The organism is Bradyrhizobium sp. F1.4.3 (genome assembly GCF_040548375.1).
GTDB lineage: Bacteria > Pseudomonadota > Alphaproteobacteria > Rhizobiales > Xanthobacteraceae > Bradyrhizobium.
Genome location: NZ_JBEPRN010000001.1, coordinates 1,440,898 through 1,457,528, shown reverse-complemented (window position 1 = coordinate 1,457,528; position 16,631 = coordinate 1,440,898). Strand labels below are relative to the sequence as shown.

Annotated in this window: 17 protein-coding genes; 10 read left to right on the top strand and 7 right to left on the bottom strand. The window is 64.4% G+C overall.

Going from position 1 to position 16,631, the window contains the following annotated elements:
* Positions 1–43: 43 nt before the first annotated feature.
* From ABIB73_RS07055 to ku, 7 genes are all read right to left on the bottom strand, one after another.
* The gene (locus ABIB73_RS07055; protein WP_354222587.1) at positions 44–1,699 is read right to left on the bottom strand and encodes a thiamine pyrophosphate-requiring protein; all 1,656 of its coding nucleotides are present in this window, start codon (positions 1,697–1,699) and stop codon (positions 44–46) included.
* 573 nt (positions 1,700–2,272) lie between these two features.
* Positions 2,273–2,476 carry a hypothetical protein gene (locus ABIB73_RS07050; protein ID WP_354222370.1) on the bottom strand — a complete coding sequence of 68 codons (204 nt, stop codon included), beginning with the start codon at positions 2,474–2,476 and terminating at the stop codon, positions 2,273–2,275.
* Positions 2,477–2,685: 209 nt separating this feature from the next.
* Positions 2,686–3,099, bottom strand: a complete 414-nt coding sequence (locus tag ABIB73_RS07045) for a hypothetical protein (RefSeq protein WP_354222368.1) — start codon at positions 3,097–3,099, stop codon at positions 2,686–2,688.
* A 484-nt stretch (positions 3,100–3,583) separates the two neighbouring features.
* Positions 3,584–3,748 (bottom strand): Flp family type IVb pilin, encoded by a 165-nt coding sequence (locus ABIB73_RS07040; RefSeq protein ID WP_354222366.1) that lies wholly within the window; start codon positions 3,746–3,748, stop codon positions 3,584–3,586.
* 243 nt (positions 3,749–3,991) lie between these two features.
* Positions 3,992–4,168, bottom strand: coding sequence for a hypothetical protein (locus tag ABIB73_RS07035; protein WP_354222364.1), 177 nt, complete (start codon positions 4,166–4,168; stop codon positions 3,992–3,994).
* A gap of 191 nt (positions 4,169–4,359) precedes the next feature.
* Complete coding sequence (locus tag ABIB73_RS07030; RefSeq protein WP_354222362.1) at positions 4,360–4,596, bottom strand: ubiquitin family protein; 237 nt, start codon at positions 4,594–4,596, stop codon at positions 4,360–4,362.
* A 61-nt stretch (positions 4,597–4,657) separates the two neighbouring features.
* Positions 4,658–5,632 (bottom strand): non-homologous end joining protein Ku, encoded by a 975-nt coding sequence (gene ku, locus ABIB73_RS07025; RefSeq protein ID WP_354222361.1) that lies wholly within the window; start codon positions 5,630–5,632, stop codon positions 4,658–4,660.
* Positions 5,633–5,866: 234 nt separating this feature from the next.
* On the opposite strand from ku, the gene ABIB73_RS07020 reads away from it, so the two are divergent.
* The 10 genes from ABIB73_RS07020 to ABIB73_RS06975 all read left to right on the top strand — a co-directional run bounded on the left by ABIB73_RS07020 (position 5,867) and on the right by ABIB73_RS06975 (position 16,388).
* A complete protein-coding gene (locus ABIB73_RS07020) occupies positions 5,867–6,022 on the top strand; it encodes a hypothetical protein (RefSeq protein ID WP_177195883.1) in 156 nt (51 codons plus the stop codon).
* 230 nt (positions 6,023–6,252) lie between these two features.
* The gene (locus tag ABIB73_RS07015) at positions 6,253–6,927 is read left to right on the top strand and encodes a response regulator transcription factor (protein ID WP_354222360.1); all 675 of its coding nucleotides are present in this window, start codon (positions 6,253–6,255) and stop codon (positions 6,925–6,927) included.
* A gap of 94 nt (positions 6,928–7,021) precedes the next feature.
* The gene (locus tag ABIB73_RS07010; RefSeq protein WP_354222359.1) at positions 7,022–8,398 is read left to right on the top strand and encodes an ATP-binding protein; all 1,377 of its coding nucleotides are present in this window, start codon (positions 7,022–7,024) and stop codon (positions 8,396–8,398) included.
* A gap of 161 nt (positions 8,399–8,559) precedes the next feature.
* Positions 8,560–9,963, top strand: a complete 1,404-nt coding sequence (locus ABIB73_RS07005; protein ID WP_354222358.1) for a hypothetical protein — start codon at positions 8,560–8,562, stop codon at positions 9,961–9,963.
* A gap of 99 nt (positions 9,964–10,062) precedes the next feature.
* Positions 10,063–10,332: a hypothetical protein gene (locus tag ABIB73_RS07000; RefSeq protein WP_354222357.1), complete on the top strand. Its 270-nt coding sequence runs from the start codon at positions 10,063–10,065 to the stop codon at positions 10,330–10,332.
* A 142-nt stretch (positions 10,333–10,474) separates the two neighbouring features.
* Positions 10,475–11,587 carry a c-type cytochrome biogenesis protein CcmI gene (ccmI, locus tag ABIB73_RS06995; protein ID WP_354222356.1) on the top strand — a complete coding sequence of 371 codons (1,113 nt, stop codon included), beginning with the start codon at positions 10,475–10,477 and terminating at the stop codon, positions 11,585–11,587.
* Between the two features lie 37 nt (positions 11,588–11,624).
* Positions 11,625–12,134, top strand: a complete 510-nt coding sequence (gene ccmE, locus ABIB73_RS06990) for a cytochrome c maturation protein CcmE (protein WP_354222354.1) — start codon at positions 11,625–11,627, stop codon at positions 12,132–12,134.
* On the top strand, positions 12,131–14,113 hold the full coding sequence (locus ABIB73_RS06985) for a heme lyase CcmF/NrfE family subunit (protein WP_354222352.1): 1,983 nt from the start codon (positions 12,131–12,133) through the stop codon (positions 14,111–14,113). Before ccmE ends, ABIB73_RS06985 begins: the two co-directional genes overlap by 4 nt.
* A 4-nt stretch (positions 14,114–14,117) precedes the next feature.
* Complete coding sequence (locus ABIB73_RS06980) at positions 14,118–14,600, top strand: cytochrome c-type biogenesis protein (protein ID WP_354222351.1); 483 nt, start codon at positions 14,118–14,120, stop codon at positions 14,598–14,600.
* A 213-nt stretch (positions 14,601–14,813) separates the two neighbouring features.
* The gene (locus ABIB73_RS06975) at positions 14,814–16,388 is read left to right on the top strand and encodes a Do family serine endopeptidase (protein ID WP_354222349.1); all 1,575 of its coding nucleotides are present in this window, start codon (positions 14,814–14,816) and stop codon (positions 16,386–16,388) included.
* The last annotated feature ends 243 nt before the right edge of the window (positions 16,389–16,631 follow it).

Below are 16,631 nucleotides of genomic sequence, written 5' to 3'. Positions count from 1 at the left end.
CGGAGCCAGCGCCCGCGGCCTTGTCGCCGGGACCCGGCCCGGCTCACGTGCCCGGCCGCGACACCTCCGTCTCCTTGCTAGTGATGAACTCGAGCAGCACCGGCACGCCTTCCTGCGTCTTCTGAATGCCGCGCCTGATCGCCGGCACAATGTCCTCGGGCTTGGTCACCCGCTCGCCGTAGCCGCCGAAGGCGCGCGCCATGGCGGCATAGTCGCCGGAGATGTCGGTCGAGCGATATTTTTCGGTCGAGATCGGCATCACCTTCAATTCGATCGCCATCGAGAAATTGTTGAGCAGGATCGACATGATCGGGATGCGTTCGCGCACCGCGGTCTCGAAATCCATGCCCGTAAAGCCGATCGCCGCATCGCCCCAGACATTGATGCAGAGCTTGTCGGGCTTTGCGAGCTTGGCGCCCATCGCCAGCCCGAGGCCATAACCGAGCTGCGTCGTCTTGCCCCAGCCGAGATAGGAGAGGGGCTCGATCGCCTTCCAGAACGGCGAGAGTTGGTCGCGCGGGCTGCCGGCATCATGCGTGATGATGGTGTTGCGGATGTCGACGGTGTGCTGGAGGTCCCAGAGCACGCGATAGGGGTTCAGCGGCGCGTCATTGCTGGAGAGTTTCGGCCTCCACTTTGCGAGCCATTCCTTGTGCGAGGCCGCGATCTCGGCTGCGACCGCCGATGCATCGCGATCCGCAGTGACGGTCTTGCCGATCTCCTCGATCAGCGCGTCGAGCACGAGGCCGGCGTCGCCGACCAGCCCGATCTTGGCTTCCACATCCTTGTTGAGATGGTTCGGATCGAGCGTGGAGTGGATGATGGTTTTGCCCTTCGGCATCGCGATGCCAAAACTGGTCTCGGTGAAGGAGCAGCCGATGCCGAAGATGACGTCGGCTTCAGTGAGGAATTTCGGCACCGCACGCGGCACGGCGAGGCCGCCGGAGCCGAGCGAGAGCGGATGCGTCTCCGGGAACGACGATTTGCCGCCCAGGCTGGTGGTGACCGGAATCGCCAGCCGCTCGGCGAGCCGTTTCAGCTGCGGCCAGGCCTGCGCGTAATGCACGCCCTGGCCGGCATAGATCACCGGGCGTTTGGCGTTGACGAGAAGGCTGGCTGCCTCCTTCACATGCACGGGATCGGCGCCGTAGCGGGTGCGCAGCACCGGGGTGTAGTTGAGGGGTTCCGGCACCTCCTCGTTCCACATGTCGGAGGGAATCTCGACGATCACCGGTCCGCCGCGGCCGTTCTTCAGCTTGGTGAAGGCGCGGCGGAAGATGTTGGCGACTTCCGCGGCGAGGATGATCGGCTCCGATGATTTCGAAAACGCCTTCATCACCTCGCTGGAATTGAAGTTCGGCTCGATATGCGACAGCCGGCGCTGATAGCCCATTGGCAGCACCAGCACGGGCACGGATTCGCCAAAGCACTGCGCGACACCGCCCATCGCGTTCTCCGCGCCGGGCCCATGCTGCATGCAGAACGCGCCGATCGTGCGTCCGGACGTTACGCGCGAGATCGCATCCGCCATGTGGATCCCGACGCGCTCCTGGCGGACCATCACCGGGCGGATCTCGGCCTTGGCCGCGTGCTCGATCAGGTGGTTGACGGGATAGCCGCAGAGGATCTCGATCCCCTCGCGCCTCATGATTTCCGCAATCGCGGTGCCGAGCTTCATGGCGTCTCTCTCCCTGGGCAGGCCGGTTGCTCCGGCCGATTAGGGGAGAGAGGATCAGGAATTTACGGGAGGGTAAAGCGCCGCTTCTCACGCAGAGGGCAGCTATGCAGCGCGAGCGTGCAGCCGCACAGAGGGCCGTCCGGCCTATCCCGCCAGAACCAGTGCGAGCAGACCAGATCCCAGTAACGCGACGCCGGCCACGGTTACGGCCAGAAAAGCGAGCGATGTGAATTCTTCGCGCATGGACGTTTAACCTGACTTCACCACGCTCCGACCATCACCAGGGTGGCGATGCTCAACAGCGAGCAACAGAGAATGATTGCTGGAGCGACGAAAGCCTGATGCGACCGCATTGTTGCCTCTCCCAACCAGAACACCAACAACGATAGCTGGGCGATGTGTTGCCGTGATTTCGTGGCCGCTGGAAAGAGGCTTCAATTCCAAGCTCGATTGTTTCGTTCCGTGCGGTTGACGAAGTCTCTTCACGGGTTCGCGAGCGAATTCATCGTCACACCCGAGGCATCCGGCAATGACGAGCGCGCGGCCCGGCTCGGACAAGGCGAACCGCGGCGAGCGTGGCTAATGTGCGGGAATTCAAGACAAGACGGCGCTCAGAGCCTGTCCGTAGATCATTGCGGCCACAAGGGAGAGCAGTAAGCCCGCTCCAGAGAAAATGATGAGCACTTTCAGGGTTTCGACGTCAACGTCGGTTCTTGTCGCGCGGGATATTGCCTTTGCCAGTGCAGCCATCATCGCCAGCTCCGAAACAGGCCGCGCGGCGGCGGCGCCTGCTTTCATCTAGCGCTACTCGGCGCGTTTGCGTGTGAAGCAGATTACAGGTGATCTTGCTGCGGCCGCATCAATGCCGCCAGCCGTCACGGTCGATCTCGTCGTGAGGTTGTCCAGCAGGGCGAGGCGCGAGCGCGGCGGTAGGCAGGTATGCAGCGCGAGCGTCCAGCAGCTAGGACCTGCCAGCCATTGCATCAGCGCTTCGGTGCCGTAGCTTCCTACTTGCAGCTTTTGCAGATCGTCAGCTTACGTTTCAACGCCTCGTCTTCTTGATCGATCGATTGCTGCGCCGTGGTGCCGTTCGTATCCAGATTGGGCTTGGAGCCCTTTGCTGCGTGTGACCTCATGGGTCGCGTCGGCTGATCTGGTGTGTCATTGTCTTCGACGGTGCCGACGCTAAAGCCATCGTAGTCGGCGGCAGGATTCGGCAACGCTGGCTGTCCGCTGGTCGCCGGTGTCGACGACACACTGTCAGACGCTGCCGGGGAATTTTTGGCGCCCGCTTGTGGCGGAGATGCTTTGGGCGGAGCCAGCGAAACCGGCGGCGCGACCGAAGTCTGCCCTCTCGCGCTGTCCTGCGACCAGACGCCAACCAACACGAAGCTGAGAGCCAGGAGCGTCGCGCTTTTCATCGGCATCCTTCAACAGCTTTGGTTCAACGATTGATAGCATGGCTCTCCGAGCCGCGCTCTTACTGAAAATATCAGGACTCACATGGCGATCAAAGTTGACGGAAATGGGGAGCGGGCGCCGTAGCCCGGGCACGCGCATCAGCCATCTGCATGGCGACGGGGGCAATAGTCATCGCTCCCCGGGGAGAGCACGAAGGACACCGTTAAAACCATCCGCGCAGGGAAGGCCGGGATGTCCCGGCGTCACCTGTGGTGCACCCGAGCGCGTATCCTTCGCACACGGGACTTCGGGTGCCAGCCGGCGCCCGGCCTTCCCTGCGCCCTCCTTTCGAGAGGAGGGCAGGAGCCAGCACAACTCGGGCGAAAGCTGCCGCGAGATAGCGAGTGTGTGCCCGCAAATTGGAGTGTCAGTTGAAAGAGGAGCTCGTTGCCCACAGCCGTCATTGCGCGCAATGACGAGATGGTGGAGAGCCGGGCAGGACCGTTACTTCGTGGCCGCGCTGATCGAGGCGAACTTGTTGCTGAGGAGGACGCTGCCCGTGTTGGTCACAACCGTAACGATGGCGAGCGCGATACCGGCGGCGATCAGGCCATACTCGATCGCGGTAGTGCCATTCTCATCGGCAAAAAAAGACCTGAGCAATGTCATCGCCAACTCCTCTTCATCCGGATCAATGTAGGCTCGCGGCGTTATCAAAGTGATAAATTGATCGACTAGGCTTTTGCGCGCATCAAAAGTGCAGGCTCGGCTGACCTTGCTTGCTGTCTTTTAAAGTAACAGCCGTTAAACCAAGGTTTCATTATCCAATCCAAATGGACTCAACTCCGCAGGGTCCCGGGACATCGCGGGGCGTGAAGGGCATCAAGACGGCTTTGTCCCGGCGTTCGCCTCTCAAGGCGTGATGGTGCGTCCTGGCGCAGGCTCGCGTCGACGTTTCAGCACTTTTGCGAGGCGATCGACCAGATACCCCATCACGCGCGACCGCACCGCCGTGTCGCCGACGCGCTCGTCCTCGGTCGTGTCGCTCACGATGCCGATGTAGTTCTTTCTGGCGTTCTGCTGCTGCACGGTCGTGCGAACCCTGGCTCAATCGATGGCCGGACCATGGTGCGCGCAAGGGGAATCGACGATTAATTTTGTGCCCCGTAGGAATACTCGGGTGCGGTAGGATGGCGCGGTCGTGCTGCAAGCGACCGGGCCGCTTAACGGATTGTTGAGGCTGTTTTTCAACCGATCGGCAAGCCTGCCGACCATCTCTCTCAATCGCGCCGGCCGTCGGCGTTCAGCGCCCGCAACATGCCGATGCGGGCAAACAGCACCCAACCGCCGCCGCCCTCCGCCGCGTTGATCAGGGTCTCGATCGCAGTTTGCCAGCGCGCGTCCTGCTGCTCGGCTTCGGGCAGCTGCATGATGTAGTCGGCGGCTTCTTGCAGCGTGCGCAGCCTGCGTCCGCCGCCGAGCGCAATCGGGTCGTCGAACGGCGTCGACCAGGGCATGTCAGGCCGCCCGATCCGCGAGGGGAGACATCACGACGCGATCGCAGATGTGATGCTGCTGCTAGCCGGCCTTCTTCGTCCGTGCCGTTGCGCGCACCGGCTTGTCGGCCTTCTTCGGTGCCGCTTCCCTGGCTGCTGCATCCTTGCCGCCCTTGCCGGCGATCGGCAGCAGCATCTCACGCTGGCCTTCGACGCGCTTCTTCGGCTTCTTGCCCTTGACGGTCTCTTTGGCGACCTTCGCCGCGGGCGCCGCCTCCTTCTCGCCGGCGAGGCTCTTCTTCAGCGCGTCCATTAGGTTGATGACGTTGCCGCCGGCCTTCGGCGCAGCCTTCGCTGCGATCGGCGCGCCCGAGCGCTTCTTGTTGATGAGGTCGATCAGCGCGGTCTCGTAGTGGTCCTCGAACAGCTCGGGCTCGAACGCGCCGGACTTCTTCTCGACGATGTGTTTTGCGAGGTCGAGCATGTCCTTCGTCAGCTTCACGTCCTGGATGTCGTCAAAATATTCGGTCTCGCTGCGCACCTCGTAGGGATAGCGCAGCAGCGTGCCCATCAGGCCGCTCTCGAGCGGCTCGAGCGCGATGATGTGCTCGCGGTTGGTCAGCACCACGCGGCCGATCGCGACCTTGTTCATGGTGCGGATGGTCTCGCGGATCACCGCATAGGCGTCGTGGCCGACCTTGCCGTCCGGCACGAGGTAGTAGGGGCGGATCAGATAGCGGTTGTCGATGTCGGTCTTCGGCACGAATTCGTCGATGTCGATCGTGTGGGTCGAGTCGAGGGCGATGTCGTCGAGCTCGTCCTTGCTGACCTCGATATAGGTGTCGGTGTCCACCTTGTAGCCCTTGACGATGTCCTCGGAGGTCACCTCGTCACCGGTCTCGGCGTCGACCTTGAGATATTTGATCCGGTGGCCGGTCTTGCGGTTGATCTGGTTGAACGAGACCTTCTCGGTATCCGACGTGGCCGGATACAGCGCGACCGGGCAGGTCACGAGCGAGAGGCGCAAAAAACCCTTCCAATTGGCACGGGGGGCCATGGGCTACTCCAAACGCAACGGGGACAGCTGACAAGGATACCATCGGGGAACAACGAATCATAGCAAGGGGGGATGCGGAATCTTGCAACTGCGTTAACCGGCCGCTGGGCGTGGGGTTGCTGCCTGAGCCAACAGCAATCGCCGGAACATCATATCCGATCGGGCGTTGCACCGGGATACAAGGCTGCGAGAGGTCGCGGCAATCGGCGGCGACGGCCAGAGATTGAGGTCACCATGGCAACCACGCGAGACGAGCATCAGATCGTCGAAACTGCGACCGAGGCACGCCAGGGCGAACCTGGGCCGTCGGTGGCCGCGCTGCTCGCCATCTCGACCGGGCTCGCGATCCTGATCCTCGCCGTCATCTGGTTCGTGTTCTTCCGGACCTGACGGCCATCCCAAAACCGGTCGGACCTTCCGACTCGCCGTGTAACGCGGCACATTGCGCCCGCTACGCCGCCGGCTCGTCCGGTGGCCTGGCGGGTGCAGTCGCGTCGGCCGCGAACAAGTCGTATATGACTAAAAAGTAACGTCTGCCGGTTCCCCGCGTTCATACTCAGTTCACGCCGGAGTTGATCATCTGAGGCTGTCATTGATGCAGCCTATCGTTGGAGAGAAGCGTGCGCCTGCTCGTTGTTGAGGACGACCCTGATCTCAATCGCCAGCTCACCAAGGCGCTGACCGACGCCGGTTACGTCGTCGATCGCGCCTTCGACGGAGAGGAGGGGCATTATCTCGGCGACAACGAGCCCTATGACGCCGTGGTGCTCGACATCGGCCTGCCGAAGAGGGACGGCATCTCGGTTCTGGAAGCCTGGCGCCGCAACGGCCGCACCATGCCGGTCCTGATCCTGACCGCGCGCGACCGCTGGAGCGACAAGGTGCAGGGGTTCGATGCCGGCGCCGACGACTACGTCGCAAAGCCCTTCCATCTGGAGGAGGTGCTGGCGCGCATCCGCGCGCTGCTGCGCCGCTCGACCGGGCACGCCCAGAGCGAGTTGAGCTGCGGCCCGGTCACGCTCGACACCAGGACCGGCCGGGTCAGCGTGTCCGGCAATCCCGTGAAGATGACCTCGCACGAATATCGGCTTCTGGCCTATCTGATGCACCATTCGGGGCGCGTCGTGTCCCGAACCGAGCTGGTCGAGCATCTCTACGACCAGGATTTTGACCGCGACTCCAATACCATCGAGGTCTTTGTCGGCCGCATCCGCAAGAAGCTCGACGTCGACATCATCCAGACCGTCCGCGGGCTCGGCTATCTTCTGACCCCGCCGGCCGCGCCCGGCGCCTGAAGAGTTGGGGGCTTGACGGGCAGCCGGACAGGGGGCCTTGGTCGGGTCATGACGTCCGACGACCTGCCATCCTGCGCCTGCCGGGACCCCTCCGATGGCCGCTAGCTCGCTTGCCAACCGACTGTTCCTGTCGGCGACCGCGTGGCTCGTGGTGATCCTGGCCATCACCGGGGTCGTGCTGTCGTCGGTCTACAAGAACGCCACCGAACGCGCCTTCGACCGCCGGCTCAATCTCTATCTTCGCACGCTGATTGCGGAGGTTGCGACCCCCGACGAGCCGCCGGACCGCCAGTTCCAGTCGCTCGGCGAGCCCTTGTTCGAGCTGCCGCTGTCCGGCTGGTACTGGCAGATCACTCGCACCGACACCGAAAAGCCGGAGGTGCGCTCGTCGCGCTCGCTCTGGGACAAGAAGCTGCCGAAGCTGGAGGAGCAGGGCACCGAGCTCACCGCCGCCGGCATCCGGCTTGCCTATGTCGACGGGCCGGAGGGGCAGAATCTCCGCATGGTAGAGCGGCCGGTCGATCTCGGCGCCGATGGCAAATATCTCGTCAGCGTCGCCGGTGACGACACCGAGATCTTCGACGAGACGCGGAGCTTCGATTACTACCTCGGCGGCACCTTCACCGCGCTCGGCATCGTGCTGCTGCTGACCACGGTGTTCCAGGTCCGATTCGGCCTCGCGCCGCTCAAGCGCATCTCGGAATCCATCGCCGACATTCGCTCGGGGCGGGCGGAGCGGCTGGAGGGTGAATTCCCGGTCGAGATTGCGCCTTTGGCGCGCGAGACCAACGCGCTGATCGACGCCAATCGCGAGATCGTCGAGCGCGCGCGCACTCATGTCGGCAATCTCGCGCATGCGATCAAGACGCCGCTGTCGGTCATCGTCAACGAGGCCGGCGTGCATGCCGCCGATCCGTTCGCGGTCAAGGTCATGGAGCAGGCGGACGTGATGCGCGATCAGGTCGCCCATCATCTGGAGCGCGCGCGTATCGCGGCAAGGGTCTCTGTTGTCGCGACCGTCACGGACGTTGCGCCCGCCATCGAGGCGCTGCGGCGGACTATGGAGAAGATCCATCGCGACCGCGGCATCATCGTCGAGGTCAAGGCCGATCCGTCTGCAAAATTCCGTGGCGAGCGCCAGGATCTGGAGGAGATGGTTGGCAATCTCGTCGACAATGCCTGCAAATGGGCGGCCTCGCGCGTCTTCATCGAAGTCCTGGTCGAGGCGCCGCAGCGGGCGGGCGCGGGCCCGCGCCTGCGGGTCCTCGTCGATGACGATGGACGGGGCCTGTCGGAGGCCGAGCGCGCCCAGGTCTCCCGGCGCGGCCAGCGGCTCGACGAGTCAAAGCCCGGATCGGGGCTCGGCCTCTCCATCGTGGTCGACCTCGCCGCACTCTATGGCGGCAGCCTCTCGCTCGGCCGCGCGCCGATCGGGGGCTTGCGGGCCGAGTTGGTGCTGCCTGGAATATAATCCTCTGTTCCGACACGCATTTTTGCCCTGGCCGGCGTCGGTCCGGACAAAATCGGGGGTATTCGGCGCAACTTCCTCAACGGCTTCTTAAGGCGCGCGCCCCTATGATCGCGCCCGGACGCATCCCACGTCCGCCACCTTACCGTGCATTATCCGGGCGTATGAGCCAGACATCGATCGAGCGGCTGAGAGAATATCTCGCGCAGCTCCCGCCGCAGTCGCAGGCGCTGCTGATGCGGGAGTTCGAGCGCGCGCTTGAGCGCGGCCAGGACACGGCCGTGGCGACCCTGGTGCTCGATCAGCTGCGCAAGATCGTGCGCAAGACCGAGGCCGACGAAGCCCCGCCGCCACGTACCGACGATCTGTCGCGGCTGCTGTTCCAGGTGCTGGAGCCGTTCCTTGTCGAGGCCGGCGCCCCGGTCCGGGTCGGACAGATTCGTCGTTCCTCGCTGCATCCGATCTGGCAATGGCTCGGCCGCGACGGTGCCCCGGACAAGCTGAATGAGCTCGAAGCGGCGCTGGCGCGTCTGCCTGCCGCCGACAGTGCCGGGCAGGTCGAAGCCCTGGCCCAGAAGCTCCAGGCGGTGGCCGCGAACGCCATCTTCGAGCTGACGGGGCCGGGCGGCGGCGACAAGTCGCGCGCGCTCGCCCGAGTCGGCCCGCCCAACGTGATCGAGGATCTCTATTCGATCGGAGCGGTCCTTGGGGTTCGCGAGGCCATCGGCACGCTCAACGAAAAGCTGCCGCGCTTCCTCCGCGTGTTCGGTGAACCCCAGATCGCCGCGGTGACGGCCGCGCTCAACATCCCGGTGCTCCAGACGCCGCAGATGCTGCCCTTCGCGTTGTCGGTGGTGGTCCAGCGCATGACCGCGCCGTGGCAGATCATTCGCCTCGCCATCAAGATCGCCGCGTCCGACGACGAGATCCGCGTCGCGGCAACGCCCTATGGCGTTGCAGTCACGATGGCGCTGCACGACCTGTCCTGCGTTGCCGCCAATTTGCGCATGGATATCAAGCGCGGCCGCTTCGACACCATCGCCGACAATCTGAAGGCGCTACACGACGGCGTGCGCGGCCTGCGCACTGAGCTCGACCTGCGCAACGATTCAGCCTGGGGCAAGCAGCTCACCTCGATCCGCGCCGATATCTCCAATGCGCTGCAATCGGAGATCGACAGCGTTCCCGGCCGCGTTCGCCGCATCCTGCGCCAGCGCGCGGAGAAGGATATTCCACCGGGAGCGCGGATCGACAGCACCGAAGTGGAGGAGACCGTGGCGCTGATCGATTTCGTCGCGACCTGCCGCAATTATGCCAGCGAGCTCGCGATCAACGAGGTGACGCTGCGCACGTATTCCGACCTCCAGCAATATGTGGAACGGTCGACAGAATCGCTGGTGCAGTCGCTGCGCGCCGCCGATCACAAGGTCCGCACCTATCGGCAGCAGCAGGTTCAGGCCGCGATCCGCTTCTGCGAGGTGCTGTTCGGCGACGACTACGCCTCGTTGATGAGCCGCGCCGCGGAAAACGCGGCGACGGGCGAGCGCAAATCGACCCGCGCAAGCTAATCCAGGCGCATCTATTTGTTACCACAATTTATAGTTGACGCTGCCAATTGTGCGCCCTACGGTCTCGTGCAAGTCCGGGGAATTTCTATTTGTGCGCGCATGAAACCACTTATCAGCTTCGTTGAAATTGAGAACCGCATCATTGTTGCGAAATATCAGAGACTGATGGTCAGTGCGAAGGTGGTGCTGGTCGAGAAGGCCAGCGGCCAGCAATTGCCTGAAACAGCAACCAGGATTGCGTCACCGGTTCCGGTCGGGGCGGTGCGCATCAGGCTGCCGGATGCAATCAAGCCAGGAACGTACTTCCTGAAGGCCCTCAACGGGCGCGGCGAGGACGCCGCCCAGAGCGCCGACTTCGAGATCGGCTAAGCCGTTGGATTGTCACTATTTCGGGATTGTTCCGCTCGCGCCGAATTGACAATTGTCAATTGCCGCCTTGTCCGGCCGTGGTGTAAAGCCACGTGATAAAGCCACTCTTGGCGCGGTTCGCGCGCTGCCGGAAGCTTGCCAGATGACGCTATGGTTCGTGTTCGCGCTGATGACGGTCGCGGCGATATTCGCCGTGCTCTGGCCGCTCGGCCGTGGCGCAGGCGCAGAAAATCAAGGCAGCGAGGTCGTGGTCTACAAGGACCAGTTGGCCGAGATCGAGCGCGATCTTGCCGCCGGGCTGATCGCGGCGCCCGAAGCCGAGGCCGCACGCGTCGAGATCAGCCGCAGGCTGCTCGCAGCCGCCGGCAGCGAGCCCGCACTGGCGCCGAAGTCTAGCCTCAAATGGCGCCGCGCGGCTGCCGTACTGACACTCGTCGGCCTGCCTCTGACGGCAATTGCGATTTACGTTCCGCTCGGCTCGCCCACGCTTCGCGACTTCCCGCTGGCACAGCGGGAGCGCGGGTCCGGGTCCGGTATGGCGCAGTCGCTCGAAAATCTCGTCGTGCAGGTCGAGCAACATCTGGAAAAGAATCCGACTGACGGTCGCGGCTGGAACGTGCTCGCCCCGGTGCTGGAACGGCTCGGCCGGTTCGACGACGCGGTCCGCGCCTATCGCAACGCGCTCACCTACAATGGCGAGAGCGCGGAGCGCAGGTCCGATCTCGGCGAGGCGATCATGGCTGCTGCGAGCGGTGTCGTGACGGCGGAAGCCAAGGCCGAGTTCGAACGCGCGCATGCGCTGAACGCCGATGATCCCAAGGCGAACTACTTCCTCGGGCTTGCTGCCGAGCAGGACGGCCGCAAGGATGACGCGGCCAATATCTGGCGCACGCTGCTTGCGAAGGCGCCGGCGGATGCGTCATGGCGTCCTCTGATACAATCCTCGCTGGCGCGGGTCGGTGGCGGCGGTACGATGCCGGCGCTGTCGGATGACACGATCGCAGCTTCCAAGGACATGAGCGAGGGCGATCGCGGCACGATGATCCGTGGCATGGTCGAACGGCTGGCCACAAGGTTGAAGCAGAACGGCGACGATGTCGATGGTTGGCTGCGCCTGGTGCGCGCTTATCTTGTGATGGGCGAGCGCGACAAGGCGAGGGGCGCCTCGACCGACGCCCGTCAGGCGGTCGCCAACGACGCCGAGCGGCTGCGGCAGCTCAACGAAGGTCTCAAGACTCTCGGGCTCGACGGATGACGATGTTCGGACGAGGCGAGCGGAGAACGGATACGCCATGACGCGCAAGCAGCGACGTATGACCATCATCGGCGGCTCGCTTGCCGTGCTCGCGCTCGCAGCCGCGCTGGTGCTCAACGCGCTTCGCGACTCCATCGTGTTCTTCTCGACCCCGACCATGGTCGCCGAGAAGCACGTCCAGCCCGGCAAGCGATTTCGTCTCGGCGGCCTGGTGCAGCCGGGCTCGCTTCAGCGCGGCGACAATCTCGCGGTGACGTTCGAAGTCGCCGACGGCGGCGCCAAACTTCCGGTCGCCTACAAGGGCATTTTGCCCGATCTTTTTCGCGAAGGGCAGGGTGTCGTCGCCGAAGGCGCGCTCGACGCCAATGGCGTGTTCAAGGCCGACACCGTGCTCGCCAAGCACGACGAGACCTACATGCCCAAGGACGTCGCCGACGCCCTGAAGAAGCAGGGGCACTGGAAGGACGATTACGGCGCCAAGGCTTCTGATAGCGTCAAGCCTGCGGCGACGACTGCGCAGGGCGATTCGCAGGGAGCGGTGCGGTGATTGCGGAAGCCGGACATTATGCGCTGGTGCTGGCGCTCGCGCTGGCGCTGATCCAGTCCTTCGTGCCGCTGATAGGTGCACGCTTGCGCGATGCCGCGCTGATGAACGTGGCACGCTCGACCGCGCTGGCGCAGCTGCTGTTCGTCGGCGCGTCGTTTGTAGCGCTCGTCACGTTGCATGTGACCTCGGATTTCTCCGTCGCCAATGTCTACGAGAATTCCCACTCCATGAAGCCCTTGATCTACAAGATCACCGGCGTGTGGGGAAACCATGAAGGCTCGATGCTGCTGTGGGTGTCGATCCTGGCGCTGTTCGGCGGGCTGGTCGCAGCGTTCGGCAACAATCTGCCGCTGTTGCTGCGGGCGCATGTGCTCGCGGTGCAGGCCTGGATCGCCAGCGCCTTCTATCTCTTCATCCTGATGACCTCGAACCCGTTCCTGCGCATCGTCAATCCGCCGATCGAGGGGCGCGATCTCAACCCGGTGCTTCAGGACATCGGTCTCGCCGTGCATCCGCCGATGCTCTATCTCGGCTATGTCGGCTTCTCGATCTCGTTCTCCTTCGCGATCGCCGCGCTGATCGAGGGCCGGATCGATGCCGCCTGGGCGCGCTGGGTGCGGCCCTGGACGCTGGTCGCCTGGATCTTCCTGACCCTTGGCATCGCCATGGGCTCCTACTGGGCCTATTACGAGCTCGGCTGGGGCGGCTGGTGGTTCTGGGATCCCGTCGAGAACGCCTCGCTGATGCCATGGCTTGCCGGCACCGCGCTGCTGCATTCGGCGCTGGTGATGGAGAAGCGCAATGCGCTGAAGGTCTGGACCATCCTGCTGTCGATCCTGACCTTCTCGCTGTCGCTGCTCGGCACCTTCCTGGTGCGTTCGGGCGTCATCACCTCCGTGCATGCTTTCGCAAATGACCCGACCCGCGGCGTGTTCATTCTCCTGATCCTCTGCCTGTTCATCGGCGGCAGCCTGTCGCTGTTCGCGGGGCGCGCCACCTCGTTGAAGCAGGGCGGCCTGTTCGCACCGATCTCGCGCGAAGGCGCGCTGGTGCTGAACAATCTGCTGCTCACGGTGGCTTGCGCGGTCGTGCTGTTCGGCACGCTCTATCCGCTGGCGATGGAGGTGCTGACCGACTTCAAGATGTCGGTCGGGGCACCGTTCTACAATCTCAGCTTCGTCCCGCTGTTCGTGCTGCTGCTGCTCGCCGTGCCGTTCGGGCCGATGCTGGCGTGGAAGCGGGGCGATCTGCTCGGCGTCACCCAGCGCCTGCTCGCGGCCGGCGTTGCCGGGCTCGTTGTGATCGCCATTGTCTGGGCCTGGACGCGCGGTGGCAGTGCGCTGGCGCCATTGGCGATCGGGCTTGGAGTCTTCGTCATCGCCGGTGCCGCGACGGATCTTGCCGAACGGATCGGCCTGTTTCGCCTGCCGTTCGCGACGACGCTGCACCGGGCGCGCGGCCTGCCGCGCTCGGCATGGGGCACGGTGTTTGCGCATGCCGGCCTCGGTATCGCGCTGATCGGGATCGTCTGCGAAACCACCTGGAACACCGAATACATCGCGACGATGAAGCCGAACGACGTTGCGCACGTCGCCGGCTATGATCTGAAGCTCGACGGCCTGCTTGATCGAGGAGGGCCGAACTATCGCGAGATGATTGCCCAGTTCAACATCAGCCGGGACGGCGAAGCTCTCAGCGTCATGACGCCGTCCAAACGAAGCTTCACCACCCGCGGCTCTTCGACCACGGAGGCTGCGCTTTTGACGCGCGGCGCCAGCCAGCTCTACATCTCGCTTGGCGACGTTACTGCCGAGGGCGCCATCGCCGTGCGCATCTATCACAAGCCGCTGGTGCTCCTGATCTGGTGGGGCCCGGTGCTGATGGCTTTCGGCGGCATGCTGTCGCTCTCGGACCGACGCTTGCGGGTCGGCGCGCCGAAGCCCGCGCGCGCCAAGCAACGCCTGCAACCGGCGGAGTGATCTGATGCGCCGGATGATGGTCGCGGTTGTTGCGCTCATGCTGCTGGCCTCACCAGCGGCCCACGCCGTGCAGCCCGACGAGATCATGTCGGATCCCGTGAAGGAGGCGCGCGCGCGCGACTTGTCGCGCGAGCTGCGCTGCATGGTCTGCCAGAACCAGTCGATCGACGATTCCGACGCGCCGCTCGCGCGCGACCTGCGGCTGCTGGTGCGGGAACGCATCGCAGCCGGCGACAGCAATTCGCAGGTGCTCGACTTCCTGGTCGCGCGCTACGGCGAGTTCGTGCTGCTGAAGCCGCGCTTCGAGCGGCAGACCATGCTGTTGTGGCTGCTCGCGCCGCTGCTGCTCGCCGGCGGCGGACTGGCGCTGTGGATGCAAATCCGTCGCCGCTCGCGGAGTGGTGCAGACGTCCCGGCACCTCCACTCACGTCTGACGAAGAGGCGCGGCTCGCCACATTGATGTCCGACGATGCGGCCTCGCGTTAGCAGAAGGGCCGAGGGAGGTTTTGCGGGAACCCCATTAAGTTCCTCGCAGACCACGACTTTCGGCTGCGATAAACTGCCGCATCCGAGTTGTCCCTTCATTACCAAAGTTTAACCCCGCAGCCAGCGCGCGGTAAGGCGAAAGTCCCCATCTTCAGATTCGTAAGGTGCTGCCATCCGGCACCAAATGGATTTCAAGGCCCTGGAGACCTCTGCATGACCGACCGTCCCGATCTCACGAACCTTCCCTCCTACCGGCAGCCTCGCCGGTCGGTGTTCTCCGCCCGCAAGATCGCGCTGATGGCTTCGGTCGTCGCCGGTCTCGGTATTGCCGTCCACGGCTTCAGCCCGTCGACCTCGCCTGGCGACCTGTTCTCCAGCCCGGCGCAGGCGCAGGTCAACAACGAGGTCCGCAAGGTCGAGCGCCCGATCGGCTTCGCCGATATTGTCGAGCGCGTGAAGCCTTCGGTGATCTCGGTGAAGGTCAACATCAAGGAAAAGGCTGCGGCCAATGACGACGGCGACGACTCCTCGCCGTTCCAGCCGGGCTCGCCGATGGAGCGCTTCTTCCGCCGCTTCGGTGGGCCGGATGGATTCCCGGGCCAGAAGGGTGGTCGTGGCCGCGTCGTGCAGGGCCAGGGCTCCGGCTTCTTCATCTCGGCCGACGGCTTCGCCGTGACCAACAACCACGTGGTCGACGGCGCCGACAAGGTCGAGGTCACGACCGACGACGGCAAGACCTACAGCGCCAAGGTGATCGGCACCGACCAGCGCACCGACCTCGCCTTGATCAAGGTCGAGGGCAGCTCGAACTTCCCGTTCGCCAAGCTTGCCGACGGCAAGCCGCGGATCGGCGACTGGGTCCTCGCGGTCGGCAATCCCTTCGGACTCGGTGGCACCGTGACGGCCGGCATTGTCTCGGCGAGCGGCCGCGACATTGGCAACGGCCCGTATGATGATTTCATCCAGATCGACGCGCCCGTGAACAAGGGCAATTCCGGCGGTCCGGCCTTCAACACCGACGGCGAGGTGATGGGCGTCAACACCGCGATCTACTCGCCCTCGGGTGGCAGCGTCGGCATCGCGTTCTCGATTCCTGCGAACACCGTGAAGAGCGTGGTCGCCCAGCTCAAGGACAAGGGCTCGGTCAGCCGCGGTTGGATCGGCGTGCAGATCCAGCCAGTGACCTCTGACATCGCCGACAGCCTCGGCATGAAGAAGGCCGAAGGTGCGCTGGTGGCGGAGCCGCAGGCGAACGGTCCGGCGGCGAAGGCCGGTATCGAGTCCGGCGACGTGATCACGTCGGTGAATGGCGAGTCTGTCAGGGACGCCCGCGAACTCGCCCGCACCATCGGCGGCATGGCGCCCGGCGCGACCGTGAAGCTCAACGTGCTGCACAAGGGCCAGGACAAGGTCGTGAACCTCACCCTGGGCCAGCTGCCGAGCACGGTCGAGGCCAAGGCCGACACCGATAACGACAGCGGCAAGGGCGCGACCCGCGGCACCGATGTGCCCAAGCTCGGCATGACGGTTGCGCCCGCGAACTCCGTGGCCGGCGCCGGCAAGGACGGCGTGGTGGTCACCGAAGTCGACCCAAAGAGTGCTGCGGCCGAACGCGGCTTCAAGGAGGGCGACGTGATTCTCGAAGTCGGCGGCAAGAGCGTGAGCACTGCCGGCGATGTCCGCGATGCGATCAATACGGCGCGGACCGACAACAAGAACAGCGTCCTGATGCGCGTGAAGAGCGGCGGCCAGTCGCGCTTCGTCGCCGTGCCCCTCGCCAAGGGCTGAGCCTCAGGAGGCTTACGAAATGAAGGGTGTCGCCGGCATCAGTCGCCCCCGCCGTCGACGCCTTTCGGGGAAGCAGCGTAACGTCGCTTCCCCAGCCTACCTTCCGGTGGAATTACGCCCCCCTCCGTCGGAAGGCCTAGGGCGGTGAGGTCCCCCCAGCTTCACCGCCCGCCTTTTTCTCGACGCCAGAGTCCCTCACTCGGCTTGCATGCGATTGCCGCTCGCGCCATGTTTAGAGAAGGT

Coding starts and splice junctions, on each gene's coding strand:
- ABIB73_RS07050 (WP_354222370.1), bottom strand. CDS start 2,476: ATGAAAGCAGGCGCCGCCGCCGCGCGGCCTGTTTCGGAGCTGGCGATG.
- ABIB73_RS07045 (WP_354222368.1), bottom strand. CDS start 3,099: ATGAAAAGCGCGACGCTCCTGGCTCTCAGCTTCGTGTTGGTTGGCGTC.
- ABIB73_RS07040 (WP_354222366.1), bottom strand. CDS start 3,748: ATGACATTGCTCAGGTCTTTTTTTGCCGATGAGAATGGCACTACCGCG.
- ABIB73_RS07030 (WP_354222362.1), bottom strand. CDS start 4,596: ATGCCCTGGTCGACGCCGTTCGACGACCCGATTGCGCTCGGCGGCGGA.
- ku (WP_354222361.1), bottom strand. CDS start 5,632: ATGGCCCCCCGTGCCAATTGGAAGGGTTTTTTGCGCCTCTCGCTCGTG.
- ABIB73_RS07020 (WP_177195883.1), top strand. CDS start 5,867: ATGGCAACCACGCGAGACGAGCATCAGATCGTCGAAACTGCGACCGAG.
- ABIB73_RS07010 (WP_354222359.1), top strand. CDS start 7,022: ATGGCCGCTAGCTCGCTTGCCAACCGACTGTTCCTGTCGGCGACCGCG.
- ABIB73_RS07005 (WP_354222358.1), top strand. CDS start 8,560: ATGAGCCAGACATCGATCGAGCGGCTGAGAGAATATCTCGCGCAGCTC.
- ABIB73_RS07000 (WP_354222357.1), top strand. CDS start 10,063: ATGAAACCACTTATCAGCTTCGTTGAAATTGAGAACCGCATCATTGTT.
- ccmI (WP_354222356.1), top strand. CDS start 10,475: ATGACGCTATGGTTCGTGTTCGCGCTGATGACGGTCGCGGCGATATTC.
- ccmE (WP_354222354.1), top strand. CDS start 11,625: ATGACGCGCAAGCAGCGACGTATGACCATCATCGGCGGCTCGCTTGCC.
- ABIB73_RS06980 (WP_354222351.1), top strand. CDS start 14,118: ATGCGCCGGATGATGGTCGCGGTTGTTGCGCTCATGCTGCTGGCCTCA.
- ABIB73_RS06975 (WP_354222349.1), top strand. CDS start 14,814: ATGACCGACCGTCCCGATCTCACGAACCTTCCCTCCTACCGGCAGCCT.